The following is a 14,597-nucleotide window of genomic DNA, read 5'->3' on the forward strand; positions in this document are numbered from 1 at the left end:
CCCGGGAGTTCGGAGTCTTCGGAGTCGCTTTTCTGGCTACCTTTCCCCAACGAACACCGCCGGAAACGAGCGAGCGTTTCCGGCGGGTGGAGGGGGCCAGTTGGACGCGAGGGGGATGGGTCAGAACATGGGCAGTTCCATGCGCTCCTCGACGGCGATCCGGCGGAGCTTTTCCTGGGCCCTCGACTCGATCTGGCGGACGCGCTCCTTGGTGATCCCCAGCTCCTTGCCGAGCTGTTCGAGGGTCATCTCACGGGAGCCGTCGAGGCCGTAGCGGGAGATCATGATCCGCCGTTCGCGGTCGTCGAGGCGGCCGAGCATCCCCTGGACGGCCTCGACGTTGCGGCGGTGGGCGACCTCATACTCGTGCTCGTCGATCCGGCCGTCGGCGGCCGATTCGAACATCTCCTCGTGGCCGGTGACGAAGCGGTCGCGGCGGTAGTTCTCCTCGGGAATCGTGCGGGCGAAGTTCTTCATGATCGCCCAGCTCGCGTAGGTGGAGAACTTGTTGCCGCGGGCGTAGTCGAACTTCTCGACGGCGCGGATCAGGGACATGTTGCCGTCGGAGACTAGCTCGAAGAAGTTGTTGCTGGGGCCGACGTGCCGCTTGGCGATCGAGACGACCAGGCGGAGGTTGGCCCGGATGATCTGGTTCTTGACGGCCAGGGCCTCGTCTTGCAGGCGGTCGATCTCGTCAAGCTCGGCGGTCTTGGCCTTGTGCGGGTCGAGCTTCTCGCGGCGCAGGTACGCCTTGTACTTCAGGAAGTTCATCTTCCGGAAGAGGTGGGCTTCCTGTTCGCGAGAGAGCAAGGGAACCTCGTAGAGGCTGGCCAGGTATGGTGGCAAGCCCTTGGGGGCCTTGACCTTGCGAGGGGCCTTGCCGTCGGCCGGCACGGGCATCTCGGCGAGGATCTCGGCGGCGGCCTTCGGGTCGTCGAAGCTCTCGTTGTGCATGTACTCGAGCTTCGTTTCGAGCAGGCGTTCGGCACGCAGCTCGTTGAGGACCCGATAGATGCTCGACCGGGTCCGGCCGTATTGCTTGGCCAGGACCTCGACGGAGGTTCCGGTGCGGAACTTCCGGTAGATCTGGGCCCGGGCTTCGGGATCGAGCGGGCCGGTCGAGCCGGGGAAGATCGCTCGGTCCGGATGCTCCCGATCGTAGGTCTTCAACGTCATGCGAATGGTCTCAGGAGAGCGGGACATCTTACGGGCAATCCTCCGGGCGATCTCGGCAAGGCTGGCCTGCCGGACCGCAGCCATGCGGCGGGCGCGTCGAATGATCTCGTCGCGCTCCGCGTCGGACAACTGGCTAAAACGAGTCCCGCGATCGACCTGTTCGCGGTGCTCCGACACGAATCGATCCAAGCTGGATTCCAGGAAACCGACTTTGATTCGACCGTCGACCCGGAAGTGCCGGGCCACGAGACCCTGGCGTCGCCAGCGATTGACGGTCCGGGTCGAAACCTGATAGCGCCGGCTTACGTCTTCGACCGTCAAGACCGGCTCAGTGGCCTCGTCGACCGGCTGGCCGACGGTGCGCGACAGGTCTTCGACGTATAGCCGAAGATCATGTCGGACATCACGACCGCTGATCGTCAGCAACGAGGAAGAATCGGCCCGGTAGCCGGTGATTCGGTAGCAGAGAAATTCGAAGGGATAGACTTTGCCGCCTTCGATTTCGGCCAGAAGTCGCTCGGCGCGGTCCAGTTGTTCCAGCCGACGCTCTCGGGTGGCCGAGCGCGTTTGCTGTTCCATCAACTGTCGCAGTGCTGGGTGGCGATAGGACTGGCTCATCCCTGCTTCGCTCCCGGGCTCAAAAGCGATCCCGGCTGAGGACTGATCTCACCTTGATGCAGACGACTGTAATAGCTCGGACGCTTTCGGCCGTGACGAAGGTTCCGTCTGTTCATCTTTTCGTCGAAACCCGTCATTGAGTTCGGCCCTTCAACTCGGATTCTTCCCAAAGAACCCTACGTTCTGTCTCTCTCAAGAGAGCGTTGGGAGGAGCGAAGTTCGCCCGAGAACCTTCGTGTCAAGGCTGAATTCACCACAACCAACGCCCCGCAAACGATGTACCCCTCGCGGAGAGGGAACGGTTGTTGTTGAGGGTGTATGGCTTAAGTTCTGATTTTTCATGGGTTTGTGTCGTTGGTTTTGCTCGTGTCGAGTGCTGCGCGGGCAACTTCGCGGAGCAGCAGGACACAAAGGGGATGTCGATTTGACATCTTCCGCCGCGCGTTTCTCAGACGCATCATGCTTCGAGGACTAGAAGCGCCCGGCACATACCTATTCGTGGCTCATGCGGGTTTGCGGCAAAAATCCGGAAAATTTTCGGGAAACGACGGTCGCACGGTCGAAATTCGAAGACAGGAGGGAACGTCGATCAGTTTCGGCGCGACGGGTGCACCGTTTTCGGACAGTTTCTGGTGGGATGGGTATTCGGGGGACGGAATTCCCTCCATCGGTTCTGGAGCGGGGGCTTCGAGTCCCGACCGGCACCTTTGGAAGCGGGAGGAGTGTGATCGGGATGCGAAGCAGGCTCCGACTCGGTGGGATCTCGGTGGTCGTTCTGGCGCTGGTGACGTTCTGGCCCGTTGCGGTTCAGGCGGCCGAGGATCAGCCGGGGCCGGTCGCGCTGGTCGAGCGCCTGAACCCGGGGGATCGGCTCCGCGTGCGGGCCTCGCTGGAAGCTGAGGGACGCTACTTGCCCGGAGAGGCAACCGAGGACACCCCCGTTGCCCCGATCGAGCTGACGGTTTCGACCCGGATCGAGTCCGTCGATCAGGTGCTTGCGGTCGATACCGAGGGACAGCCGACGCGCCTTTGGCGGCAGGCCGAGCAGGCAAGCGTGGCCATTGGTGGGCCGGAGCCGATCCGACCGCAAACGATCACTTTGCGGCCCGAGGTTTCCTCGTTGATCGTCGAGCGACCGACCGAACCGGACGGCCGGGTGGTCGTCGCCAGTCCACAGGGACCGTTGACGCGGGCCGAGCTGGATCTGGTGCAGATGCCGGCCGATCCGATCGACGTGCTCGCCCTGCTGCCCGAAGATGGGGCCGAGGTGGCTCCCGGGGCTCGCTGGGCCGTGCCCGACGGGGTCGCTCGGTCGATCAGTGGCTACGATGCCCTGGCGTCGAACACGGTCGAGGCGACGCTCCGATCGGTGGATGAGGAGTCGGCCGAGGTCGATCTGGCCGGATCGATTGCCGGGGCAGTCCTGGGAGGAGAGGGAGAGATGACGATCACCGGCTCGCTGCGCTTCGATCGCCGGGCCGGTCGGATTGCCCTGGTGACGATCGAACGGGACGAACGCCGCAAGCCGGGGCCGGTCGAGGCGGGCCTGGAGTTCCGCAGCACGATTCGGATCGAGCGGAGCAAGGCGGCCGATGAGGCGAGCGAAACCCCCGCGCCGAAGGTCCCCGATCGGCTGCCCGACGACTGGCTTTTGCTCACGTACTCGGCCCCCGATGGGCGTTATACGCTTCAGCACGACCGAGCCTGGCATGTGTTCTCGGAGGACGAGCAGCAGGTCGTCTTGCGGCGGGTCGAGGCGGGCACGGTGGTCGTGCAGGCGAATCTTGTGGCCGGGCCGACCGTCGAGCCGGGAGCGCAACCCAAGGCCGAGCGGTTTCGGGACGACGTGAAGAAGGCGCTCGGCGATCGGTTCGACCGGATGATCGACGCGGGAGCCGTGGCCGCTCCCGAAGGAGAGTTTCGCTATCGGCTGGCGCTGGCCGGTCGGCAGGGAGAGGAGCCGATCGTCTGGTATTATTACCTGGTGTCCGACTCAAAGGGTCGTCAGGTCGTGGCAATCTTCACGCTTCGGGCCTCGCAGGTCGAGCGATTCGGCCGACGCGATCAACGGATGATCGGCTCGTTGCGCTGGTTGCCGGAGGTTCGTTGATGAAGGGGCCGAGCGGTGGAGCCTTGTCGGGACCGATCGGTCGAATCCGCCATTGGTTTCCGATCTGCAGATGGCCTCTGCTCAATTTTGATCATAAATGGTTGGCACGCGTGTTTCACGAATCTGGCCCTTGGTCGGTAAGATGGTGTTCGTCGGGGGATTGAAAAGGCGGATTGGATGGCGAGGGGCGTTGGCTCATCGCCCGCCTTGATCCAGCCTTTTGCGTCGATCCCGGATCGTCGGGGGTCGCCAGATCGGGAACCGGCTCGGACCCGGACCGGAGGAGAGCGGACATGAGGAGCAGGACGACCATGCCGGCGCGAGGCCGACGAACCGGACAACTGTTTGGGATCCTGGGCCTGGCCCTGGCCTTCGGGCTGTCGCCGGCGATGGCGATGGCCTGGCAAGAAGGAGCGTCGCGCCCGGCGCCTCCGATCGGGGCGACACGACCCGCTCCGGGCCTCGACAGCGGTCAACCGGCGTCTTCTCCGCCCGGCTTTGAGACTCGCCCGGCTCCCGGAGTGGGCGAACCTGGCCGAGACACCGGACGGCGCTATCGGTTCATCGAAGCCTACGCCCCGCCCGATGCCAACGACAGCGGGATCGGCCCCTATCAGGTCGCCTTCGTCGAGAACCTCGATCGGTCGTTCGAGCAGCCGGGGCAGGCTCCCGAACGCACGCAACTGGTTTCTCGGGTCATTGTGGTCGAACGGCCGGCGCAGGTCGGAGGCATTGAAAATCGCACCGTCTCGGCCCTGGTTCGCTCGTACCAGACGGTGCAGTTGACGCGAGACGGCGTGCCCGACACGTCAACCACGGGGCCGGTGGGGCTGGCCGGTCAGACCTTCTGGCTCCAGGATGAGGGCCGGCCGGTGCCGACGATCCTGACCTTGCCGGGCTCGTCGCGGTTGAATCAGGAGCAGTTTGGCTTCGCGGCCTACCAGCAGATCGACATGCCGAAGCTGGCGGGCCTGCTCTCGACCCTTCACCAGGGGGTCGGGGATCGCTGGAACGTTCCCCGAGATGCCGCCGAGGCCCTGCTGGGCGACACCATCATCGACGGCTCGCTGGAGGCGACGTTTGAGGAGCTGATCCCCCCGACCGCAACCGACCAGAACACTCGGGCCGTGATCCGGGTCAGTGGCCGGGTGCAACTGGTCAGCGCCATGACCGCCGTGAATGCCCAGCTCGAATTTGCCTTCATCGACCCGGAAACCACCCTGGATGCACCGCAAGGGGGCCAGCAGCTCAATACGCTCGAACCTCGGATGCTGGATGTTCAAGGGTCGATCAATCGGCTCTTGCTCGCGCAACGGGACGTGGTCGAATTCCCGGACGAGACCGGACGCATCGGCATGCGGGCGACCCAGCTTCGCGAGCTGAACCTGGAACGTCGGCGCACCGTGCCGGCCGAGCTGATCCCCCCGCTTCCGAACCCGGCTCCCGAACCGACCCGGCAGAATTCCTGGGTCGTCTTCCGAGACCCCGAGAACCGATTCCAGTTCGAGCATCCGCAGGATTACCGTCCTGCCCCGGCCGACCAGGAAGCGGGCGAGGACGTTGTCTTGCAGCGCGTGCGGATTGACGGGGTGCCGGATCACATGACGTTCGTGTTTCACCCCCGAGGCGAGGTGCCCCCCGAGCTTCGCCCCGATCCGTTCGTGCAACGGATGATCGAGGGCTGGCGATCGGTTCCCCCGCCCGGTGTGACCGTCGGCCAGGGGTCCGAGGGCTGGCTGCCCGAACCGGAGTGGGGAGGCAAACGGGTTTACCGGCTGGAACTGCCGCTGACCTATGTGCCTGAAGCCTTTGCCGTGCAGGACGCCGGCCGAGCCTACTCCTCGGCCTATCTGGTGCAATTGCCCAACGGTGCGGCCCTGGAACTGATGAGCCTGACCGAAGGGGTTCCCGCCGAGTTCCGCGAACAGGTTGAGGAGGTCCTCCGGTCGTTCCAGGTCGATCCCCCTGCCCCACGGGCGTCCGCTCCGGCTCCAAGACCGAGCCCAACCCCAATTCCGGCCCCGGCCCCGGCTCCAGCTTCGGCTCCCGAAACGGAGGTGCCCCCGGTTGAGTCGGAGCCCGACGTCCCCGCAGTCGAGCCCAGTGAGACGCCGTCGCCGGCTCCGGCCCCCGAGTCTGATGCCTCGCGCCCGCCTCCGCCGCCGATCGATTGATCCGATCGGGCCGACGAAACGCCATGCAATCACCAATCGTGGGCCTGAAGCCGGACCGGAGTTCAACCGGCTCCGGCTTCGGGACCGTTGGGAGCGATCCGGGCCAACTCGACCGCCACCCGAGCCGCAAGCGAGGCGTTGGCCACAATCAGAGCGGCGTTGGCCGATTGGCTCATGCCACCGGTTCCTTCATGAATGCGAGCAAGGAGAAACGGGGTAAGCCGCTTGCCGCTGATGCCAAGACGATCAGCCTGGTTCAGGGCGTCGTCGAGCGCGGCATTCATCAATGCTTCGTCCGGGGCTTCTGATTCGGGAACCTGTTGGGTAAGAACCACCGCGCAGGGCAGGCCGAACTGCCGGTGTACGGCGACGAGCCGGGCCGCCTCGACCGGATCGTTGACCCGATGCTCCAGGGGCAGGCCGGTGGTTCGGCTTGTGAAAGCGGGCAACGCGTCGGTCTGATAGCCGATGATCGGCACCCCTCGGGTTTCCAGAGCTTCGAGGGTGGCGGGCAGATCGAGGACCGTCTTGGCCCCGGAGCAGACGACCAGCGAACCATCAGCCCGAGCCAGTTCGTCGAGATCCATCGACACGTCGAAACTTTCGGCCGCGTTCCGGTGTACTCCTCCAAGGCCCCCCGTCGCGAACACGCCGATGCCCGCCGATCGGGCGATCCAGAGCGTGGCCGAGACGGTGGTTGCCGCGCTCTGGCCCCGGGCAAGGACCGGGCTCAGGTCGCGTCGGCCAGCCTTCAGCACGTCGTTCGCCTGGGCCAGGTGTGTCAGTTCGGTGTCACTCAGCCCGATCCGGACCCTCCCGTTCAGTACGGCGATCGTCGCCGGAACGGCTCCGGCCTCTCGAACGGCCTGCTCCGATCGTCTGGCGGTTTCCAGGTTCGTCGGCCAGGGAAGGCCGTGAGCAATCAGGGTCGATTCCAGCGCCACCACGGGCTGGCCGCGCTGCAAGGCGTGGGCGATGTCGAGGGCGATCGCCTCTGTGAATGCATTCATTGGTTGGCTCGCATAACTTCATGCAGTCATTGGAAATCGGAGGTTTTCGCGAAAAAACTTCCAGGCGATTTTGGGGGTGATTCCGTAGGATAGAAGACAGTTCCTCTCGGCGAGATGGGGTTGAGTCGAGGCAGCTTTCCGAGAGACGAACCCCTTTTTGTTGGTGTGGAATGGATTCTGCATCATGGACTCATCCGAATCATGAGTGGAACGGACCAGACGCGTGAGTGCAGTACCCCGAACCATGCCGGAGCGATCCACCAGTTTCCGAGTGGTGCTTGAGATCGTCGAGGGGCCCCGAGCGGGCCGGTCGTTCGTGGTCGAGCGCGCCGAACCGTTCGTGGTGGGCCGTTCACTTCTGGTTGACGGTTCGGTCCCTGAAGATAGTTCGCTCTCGCGCGATCACTTCGAGTTGCGAGTGACCAGCGGAGGCGACCTGACGCTCCGCGACCTGCGCAGCACCAACGGCACGTTTGTCAACGATCGGCCGGTGGAGCGGTCGCGCCTGGTTCATGGCGACCGGATCATGGCCGGAGAAACGGTCTTTCGGGTCCAGATTGAGGCCTCGGGCGGCATGCCGGGCCTGCTTCGGCCCGACGAGGTGGGCACGGCCGAGCACGATCGGCCTCCGGTCTCGTTCGCCCCGATCGTCTGCGGCGGTTGTGGGATTTCGGCCCCTCAGGGCACCCTTGTTGCTCAGGATGAACAAGAGGGACGCGGGCCGGAGTCGGTCTACTGGCTTTGCGACAACTGCCGGGCCGAGATGGCGATGACCCCCCAGCCCGTGCCGCACTACAAGACCCTCCGCGAGCTGGGACGGGGGGCGATGGGGGTCGTCTATCTCGCCCAGCACTCCCGGACCGGGCGCAAGGTCGCCCTGAAGCTGATCGTGCCCGAGTCGGCCGCTGCCCGATCGGCCATCGACCGCTTCCTCCGCGAAATGACGGTCATCAGCAAGCTGAAGCATCCGAACATCGTCGAGTGGCTCGAACAGGGAACTTCCGGCGGTCGCTTCTGGTTCGCCATGGAGTATGTTGACGGCAGCAATCTTGAGGCCGTTGCCCGAGCCGCCCAGGGCCAGTACCCGATCGACCAGGGCTGCCGGATGGCCGCTCAGATTCTCAAGGGACTCGATCACGCCCATCGCCAAGGCTTCGTCCATCGGGACATCAAGCCGGAAAACATTCTCATCGGTCGCACACCAAGCGGCTTGCTCTCGGTCAAGATTTCCGATTTCGGCCTGGCCAAAAGTTACCGGAGCATCGGCCTGTCGGGCCTGACCTTCTCCGGAGAAATGCGTGGGACGATTCCCTTCATGCCCCCCGAGCAGATGCTCGACTTCAAGACCGTCAAGCCGTCGGGCGACATCTACGCCACGACCGCGACGCTCTATTTCCTGCTCACCGGCCAGTTTATCCATGATCATGTGGGCGAAGGGATCGACGTGGTGCAACTGGTCCTGGAACAGGCCCCCATCCCCATCCGCGAGCGACGCCCCGAGATTCCTCCTCAGCTCGCCGCCGTGATCGACCGCGGCCTGTCCCGAGACCCCGCCGACCGCTTCCCCAGCGCCTCGGCCCTTCGCCAGGCGCTTCGGCCCTTCTGCTGAGCCTGCTCGACGCTGGGGGACGGCGGAGAGATTCCCTCCGTTAGCGGGTTCCCGCCGACGCCTCGTCAAGGACAAGTTGGATGTCGGCTACGACCGATTCGGGATCGAGGAACTGAAGATTGTAAATTTCTCGTTGCCGACCGTTGGGATCGACCAGAAAGATCCGCGACGGATGGTCGAGCGTGCCGCTCGGGCCGATCCGAGCCCACATATCCCAGGCGGCGATCACCTCGGCCACTGGCTTCGGGTCGCCCGTCAGGAAATGCCATCCTGAAGGATCGGCGCCGAAAATCTCGGCGTATCGGCTGAGAATCTCCGGCCGATCCGTTTTCGGATCGAGCGAGATGGACACCAGGGCGACACGGTCGCCCCAGAGCCCGCGGCGCTTCAGTTCCTCCTGCACGCGGTACATCGTATGCGTGGTGGCCGGGCACGACCCGTTGCAGGTCGTGTAGACAAAGCTCACCAGGGCGGCCTTGCCCTGCGATTGCAGGTCGGCCAGGCGAAACGGTTGCTCGGTGCGCGCATCGACCAGCACCGTCTCCGGCGCCGGACCGATGTCCGCCAGCCGGGAATCGTCTTCGATCGCCGCCAAGGCGCCGAACCAGGCGACCCAGGAGCCCATCGCGAGCCAGATGCCATGAAGAATCATTTGTGGTTGCTCCTCGTGCGGTCGATGTCGCGCGTGGTGATTGAGTCGGTGTTCGACGTGGGGTGATATGGGATCAGTTGATCAGCATGTCGTGACCACGGGCCGCGCCCGTCGGGAATTTGGTCAGATCAACATCGAAGAACGGATCGACCTTCATGCCGTCCGGTCCGATCCGGACGAGCCGGATGCAGAAGTTTTCCGAGCGGTCGAGGGTTGAGAGCAAGGAGTTGGTCACATACATGCGCTTGCCGTCGCCGGTCAGGTGCATCATGTTCGGCTGCACGCAGGGAACCACTGTGCTGGTCAGCACGAGGTTTTCGGGATCCGACACGTCCCACTGCTGGATCTCGTCGCCGCCGAAGCATGAGACGTAGAGGAAGCGATCGTCGGGGCTCTGCCTCAGGTCGGCGGGTAAAGCGGCCGTGTCGGCCACTTTCTTCGTCTCGTAGGTGCCGTCGCCACGCCCCTTGAACAGATAGATCGAGTTATCGAGCGCACAGTTCGTGAACCCATAATCATTTTCAGGTTTGAGCGACCAGCGGACCTCCAGCGGAGCAAGCCCGGCCTCCATGACCTGAAGCGGTTTCCGCTCCTTGAAGTCCCAGACAATCAACTCGTTGCCGAAGTCGTTCAGGCTCATCTCGGGGAACGGCTTCCCATAATTGCGCAACGGCGTGAAGGCGCTCGAAACCATGCGGTTAAACTCGGTTTTGACGGCCACATCGTAGCCGTACGGCGATTCCTCGGGCTGGTCGATTCGGCGGATAAAGCGGCCGTCGTTGGTGAATTCGGCCATCCCGGCCGGAAGTCCGCCATCGGCCGCGCCGAGGAAGGTCAAGAGCATCCGGCCCGGAAGGGCGTAATAGGTATGCGGCCCCGACAGCCCCGTCTGTTCCGTGACGTCCTCCAGGACGGTTTCGATCCGAGGGGCGGCCGGGTCGGTCGCCACGTCGATGATCCAGATCCGGCTCGAAAAGAGCCCCCCGGCCCAGATGCGCGTCCGGTCGTCGGTGAACCCCCAGTGGTGCGTCTCGTTCCCCTTCGAGCCGAGATCAAGCTGATGGATGATCGTGCCGTAACTCGGGCTGGCTGGGTTGACATCCACGGTGATGACAAAATCATTGTCCTTTGCATCGGCATCGACGCAGAAGACATACAGGTATGCTTCCGGCCGATCGAGTCGCGTCACGTAGGGAGACAGGCACGTCTCGGCGCAGGCGACCGAGGCGATCAGCACGATCGCCAGCGTTCGGACCACCTGCACGCAGGGGAGAGGGAGACGAGATCGCATGAGCGCAATCCTCCTTGGCAAGACCGTGATGAAACGGCCATTGCGGTTCGAGATGGGTCAGGATTTCGGGCCGACTTGCTCGGACGGGACAATGGCGATCGAATCGAGCCATCGGCGGAAGGACTCGGCCTCTCCGCCGCGCAGGATGGTCGCTTTTTCGGTACTGAAAAAGATCTCAACGTCAATGCCCGTATCACGAACTTCTGTGACCATCTCCAGATTCAAATAACTTCCGCCGATTTTGACCAGAGTCATCGCAGTCTCTCCGATCGAAGTTCACGACTGCTCCCCGACTCGATTCCGGCGCGGCCCGTCCGGTCGGAGGGTCGAGGGAGCAACCTCTCACGTTACCAGAATCACCCGATCAAAGGGATCGCCCTGGCCCCGTCGGCGGCCTGGCAAACATGAACCTCGGCGATCGTACCGGTGCGTCGGGCGTAGGCCTCGCGCACCGAGGCGGCGAAGGCGTCGGCCTGGTCAGACCGAACCAGATTGACCGTGCAACCGGCCCAGCCCGCCCCGCAGAGCTTACCGCCCAGGAATCCGGGCGCAGCCTCGGCCAATTCGATCAACGTGTTCAAAGCAGGCGAGCTGTTTTCGAAGTCGTCTCGGCTTGATGCGTGCGAGGCCGACATCAGGCGGCCCAACGTCGTCAGATCGCCACGCCGCAGGGCCTCGGCCCCTTGCCGCACTCGGTCGTTCTCGGTCAAGACGTGCCGCGCGCGACGGTAGCCGACCGGGTCGAGCCGATCACGATAGGCGTTCAAATCCGCAAGGGTGATGTCCCGAAGCGACGCGACCGGCGGAGGCTCCTGAGGGGGATCGGAGCGTGAGGATGCCGGCGGATGTTCGCGGAAGTACCGGACAATCCGATCACATTCCTCCCGGCGCTGGTTGTACATCCCGTCGGCCAGACGTCGTGAGGTCTTCGTGTCGCAAACGACGATCGCAGGCGAGGGATCGCCGAGCGAAAGCCGCTCGAACTCAAGCGAGAAACAATCGAGCATCAAGGCATGATCGCGCTTGCCCAGCAGGGTGCAAACGAAGTCGAGCAGGCCCGAGGCGACCCCAACGGTCTGGTTCTCGGCCTCGCGGAGGGTCTGGGCCAGAGCCATCCGAGCCTGGTCGTCGAGCGCGTCGGCGGTCCCCCCCTGCCCCTCGGGAAACACTCCGGCGTCGAGCAAAAACAGGGCGAACGCTCCCTCCAGGCTTGCCGAACTGGAGAGGCCCGCGCCGAGCGGAACATCGCCGGCAATGGTGGCCTCGAAGGCCGATTGCAGCGGCCCGATTCGATCGGTGAACGCCTTGACGACCCCTCGCAGGTACCGTCCCCAGGCCCCTGGCGGGTCATTCACCTCCTCATGGAGCGGCAGACCATACAAATCATCGAATGCCTCGGAGTAAATCCAGGATTCTTCTCCCCGGGTCGGCCGGCCGGTCACGACGGTCGAGCGGTCGATCGCCGCGGCCAAAACCAGGCCGTTGTTGTGGTCGGTGTGATTGCCCAGCAGTTCGACGCGTCCCGGAGCCATGCCGAGGTGTGTCGGCTCGGCGCCGAAGCGCTCTCGGAAGGCGGCCCGAGCACGATCGATCGAAGTAGATGCGGTCATCATCGGGAGTCCTCCGGGGAATCGCGTGAGTCAATCGTCATCCGTCGGGAACAGCTCGGTCACGGTCACGGAGAAGCCCGTCACGACCTCGCCGCCGTCGAGGGTTTCCGTTTCACTCAGCAAAACGGATTGCTCGGCGGTCGGCCCGGGATGGACCCGGACGGTTCGGCGGGTCGGATCGACCATCCAGACCAGGCGAACCCCAGCTTCAAAGTATTCGCGGATCTTGCGCTCCATCTCAGCTCGGGATTTGTCCTTGCTCAGGACCTCGACCGCCAGGTTGGGCACGAGGCTCGGGATCGGCTCGTCCGGAAGCTTGCCGCCGGGAAATCGGTTGCGAGCGACAAACGCCACGTCCGGAATCCGCACGAGTTGGGGCATGAGCCTCATGATTCCATCCGCCCCCGAGACGTAGCCCAGGCGGTGAGCCAGCACATGGTTGTTCAGGAGCGTGAGGATCAGCCCTGCGATCAGCGATTCCCGGTAGCCCCTCGCCTTCTCCACCAGCACGCCCTCGATCAGCTCACACGCCAGGTTCTCGCGATCGAGGAGGCGGAGCAGGTCTTCCTCCGTGGCCGATCCCGGCAAAGGGCGGAAGCGGACGCGGGAGGCCGGAATGTCTCCCAGGAGGTGGAGTAGCTCGGCAATGGTCGCCGGAGGATCGGTGGCGATGGTGGAGGGGGCGGTCGATGTGGCCACGAGCGAGGCTCCCTCGGGAACGGGGGACCGATCATCGTCTTGTTCTGATTGTACGATGACCTCATCGGCGTTGCCCAGCGCCTCCGGTTTGGTCGCCCAGGCTGGTGCCGGTCTTCCGACGTTCGGATCTCGGACCCCGCGTTGCCGGGACTCCGATCCTGACGCGCTGCAACCGCGCCTGGTACAATAAGCCGTCCTAATTCATCGACGGAAAAGCGGATCTTGAAATTGGTGCGCGGTCGAGACACGATCTGATCCGACCGCCACGAACGCACGAAGGAGCGCGCTACGATGGCGACCTCAGGAAACCCGATCCGGCGGATTGCGATCTCGACTGGAGGAGGCGACGCACCGGGCCTGAACGCGGTGATTCGAGCGGCGGTCGTTTCGGCCTTGAATCGCGGGTGGGAGTGTGTCGGGATTCGGGACGGGTACGACGGCGTCTTGACCCCCGAGCGGTTCCCTGAAGGTGGCCTCATTCCGTTGACGGCCGATCGAGTGCGCGGCATCACCCACCTCGGCGGCACGATTCTGGGGACCACGAACAAGAATAGCCCTCTGGCGTTCCCGACTCCGCAACCCGATGGATCGGTCGTCCCGGTTGATCGCACCGCCGAGCTGGCCGAGCGGATCGGCGAGAATGTCGATGCGCTCATCGCCATCGGTGGTGACGGCTCGATGGAGATTGCCCACGCCCTGAGCCGGCACGGTCTTCGCGTGGTCGGCGTGCCGAAGACGATCGACAACGACCTCGATGGCACGGTCCTGACGTTCGGCTTTTTGACCGCCGTGGCCTTTGCCACCGAATGCCTGGACCGCCTGCACTCGACGGCCGAGGCCCACGATCGGGTCATGGTGGTCGAGGTGATGGGCCGTTACGCGGGATGGATTGCCATGAGCGCGGGCATCGCCGCCACCGCCGACGCGATCTTGATTCCCGAGATTCCTTTCGACCTGACGTCGGTGGCTCGGAAAATCGCCGAACGCGATCGAATCGGCCGGCGCTTCTCGATCGTGGTGGTGGCCGAAGGAGCCTATCCGAAGGGAGGCGAGCACTCACTCGTCCCCGGTGAACCCGGTCGGATTGAGCGGCTGGGAGGGATCGGCGAGAAGGTGGCCGAAGGACTACGAGCCACGACCGGCAAGGACGTCCGGACCGTCGTCCTCGGCCACCTGCTCCGCGGCGGCACTCCGGTCCCCATGGACCGCCTGCTGGCGCTCCGCTTCGGCGCGGCGGCTGTCCGAACCCTGGCGGAGAACCATTGCGGCGTGATGGTCGCCCTCGACCCACCGGAGGTCAAGTACGTTCCGCTCGATGTCGCCACCCGCCGGATGAAGGCGGTTCCCCTGGACTGCGACACGATCCAGACTGGCCGCGACATGGGCATCAGCTTCGGCGACTGACCCGACTCAACCCCTTGTGCCTTGCGTCACGCCTCGCGCAAGGGGTTCGTTCCGCGTCAGAATTTTGATCGGCACCGGCCCCGGCGAGAGCCCTCTGGGTCAAGGGCTCTCGCCGGTTACCGGACTGCGCTACCGAGGCTGCAAAGCGAAGCAAACTCACAGATGCTCGACACTCATGCATTCTCGCACACGGTACGGCGTGACTCGCGACAACCATCGTTCGCGAGCCTCTCGCATTGTGTCA

11 protein-coding genes are annotated in these 14,597 nt (G+C 64.3%); 4 read left to right on the forward strand and 7 right to left on the reverse strand.

What is annotated here, in order from left to right; translation table 11 throughout:
- Positions 1-120 precede the first annotated feature (120 nt).
- Positions 121-1,794 carry a sigma-70 family RNA polymerase sigma factor gene (locus GA615_RS18215; protein WP_152052742.1) on the reverse strand — a complete coding sequence of 558 codons (1,674 nt, stop codon included), beginning with the start codon at positions 1,792-1,794 and terminating at the stop codon, positions 121-123.
- 733 nt (positions 1,795-2,527) lie between these two features.
- On the opposite strand from GA615_RS18215, the gene GA615_RS18220 reads away from it, so the two are divergent.
- Together GA615_RS18220 and GA615_RS18225 are read left to right on the forward strand one after the other, a co-directional pair.
- Positions 2,528-3,904, forward strand: coding sequence for a hypothetical protein (locus GA615_RS18220; protein WP_152052743.1), 1,377 nt, complete (start codon positions 2,528-2,530; stop codon positions 3,902-3,904).
- Between the two features lie 293 nt (positions 3,905-4,197).
- Positions 4,198-6,078: a hypothetical protein gene (locus GA615_RS18225; protein ID WP_152052744.1), complete on the forward strand. Its 1,881-nt coding sequence runs from the start codon at positions 4,198-4,200 to the stop codon at positions 6,076-6,078.
- A 62-nt stretch (positions 6,079-6,140) separates the two neighbouring features.
- On the opposite strand, the gene GA615_RS18230 is transcribed toward GA615_RS18225, so the two are convergent.
- Entirely contained in the window at positions 6,141-7,088 is a 948-nt protein-coding gene (locus tag GA615_RS18230; RefSeq protein ID WP_152052745.1) for a pseudouridine-5'-phosphate glycosidase, read from the reverse strand.
- Between the two features lie 223 nt (positions 7,089-7,311).
- On the opposite strand from GA615_RS18230, the gene GA615_RS18235 reads away from it, so the two are divergent.
- Positions 7,312-8,697: a protein kinase domain-containing protein gene (locus GA615_RS18235; protein ID WP_235905530.1), complete on the forward strand. Its 1,386-nt coding sequence runs from the start codon at positions 7,312-7,314 to the stop codon at positions 8,695-8,697.
- 40 nt (positions 8,698-8,737) lie between these two features.
- Here the strand turns inward: GA615_RS18235 and GA615_RS18240 are convergent, their stop codons facing one another.
- From GA615_RS18240 to GA615_RS18260, 5 genes are all read right to left on the reverse strand, one after another.
- Positions 8,738-9,349 carry an SCO family protein gene (locus GA615_RS18240; RefSeq protein ID WP_152052746.1) on the reverse strand — a complete coding sequence of 204 codons (612 nt, stop codon included), beginning with the start codon at positions 9,347-9,349 and terminating at the stop codon, positions 8,738-8,740.
- A 73-nt stretch (positions 9,350-9,422) separates the two neighbouring features.
- Positions 9,423-10,640, reverse strand: a complete 1,218-nt coding sequence (locus tag GA615_RS18245) for a selenium-binding protein SBP56-related protein (protein ID WP_152052747.1) — start codon at positions 10,638-10,640, stop codon at positions 9,423-9,425.
- Positions 10,641-10,697: 57 nt separating this feature from the next.
- On the reverse strand, positions 10,698-10,895 hold the full coding sequence (locus tag GA615_RS18250) for a hypothetical protein (RefSeq protein WP_152052748.1): 198 nt from the start codon (positions 10,893-10,895) through the stop codon (positions 10,698-10,700).
- Positions 10,896-10,996: 101 nt separating this feature from the next.
- Positions 10,997-12,253, reverse strand: a complete 1,257-nt coding sequence (galK, locus tag GA615_RS18255; protein ID WP_235905531.1) for a galactokinase — start codon at positions 12,251-12,253, stop codon at positions 10,997-10,999.
- Between the two features lie 27 nt (positions 12,254-12,280).
- A complete protein-coding gene (locus tag GA615_RS18260; RefSeq protein WP_235905532.1) occupies positions 12,281-12,949 on the reverse strand; it encodes a Uma2 family endonuclease in 669 nt (222 codons plus the stop codon).
- A gap of 291 nt (positions 12,950-13,240) precedes the next feature.
- Here GA615_RS18260 and GA615_RS18265 point away from each other — a divergent pair, with 291 nt between their 5' ends.
- Positions 13,241-14,353, forward strand: a complete 1,113-nt coding sequence (locus GA615_RS18265; protein WP_152052749.1) for a 6-phosphofructokinase — start codon at positions 13,241-13,243, stop codon at positions 14,351-14,353.
- Positions 14,354-14,597: the final 244 nt, after the last annotated feature.

It is taken from the genome of Tautonia marina (genome assembly GCF_009177065.1).
Classification (GTDB): domain Bacteria; phylum Planctomycetota; class Planctomycetia; order Isosphaerales; family Isosphaeraceae; genus Tautonia; species Tautonia marina.

Excerpts from the sequence above, each read along its gene's own strand:
- GA615_RS18250 (WP_152052748.1), bottom strand. The coding sequence starts at position 10,895 with ATGACTCTGGTCAAAATCGGCGGAAGTTATTTGAATCTGGAGATGGTC.
- GA615_RS18265 (WP_152052749.1), top strand. The coding sequence starts at position 13,241 with ATGGCGACCTCAGGAAACCCGATCCGGCGGATTGCGATCTCGACTGGA.
- GA615_RS18230 (WP_152052745.1), bottom strand. The coding sequence starts at position 7,088 with ATGAATGCATTCACAGAGGCGATCGCCCTCGACATCGCCCACGCCTTG.
- GA615_RS18220 (WP_152052743.1), top strand. The coding sequence starts at position 2,528 with ATGCGAAGCAGGCTCCGACTCGGTGGGATCTCGGTGGTCGTTCTGGCG.
- galK (WP_235905531.1), bottom strand. The coding sequence starts at position 12,253 with ATGATGACCGCATCTACTTCGATCGATCGTGCTCGGGCCGCCTTCCGA.
- GA615_RS18245 (WP_152052747.1), bottom strand. The coding sequence starts at position 10,640 with ATGCGATCTCGTCTCCCTCTCCCCTGCGTGCAGGTGGTCCGAACGCTG.
- GA615_RS18240 (WP_152052746.1), bottom strand. The coding sequence starts at position 9,349 with ATGATTCTTCATGGCATCTGGCTCGCGATGGGCTCCTGGGTCGCCTGG.
- GA615_RS18225 (WP_152052744.1), top strand. The coding sequence starts at position 4,198 with ATGAGGAGCAGGACGACCATGCCGGCGCGAGGCCGACGAACCGGACAA.
- GA615_RS18215 (WP_152052742.1), bottom strand. The coding sequence starts at position 1,794 with ATGAGCCAGTCCTATCGCCACCCAGCACTGCGACAGTTGATGGAACAG.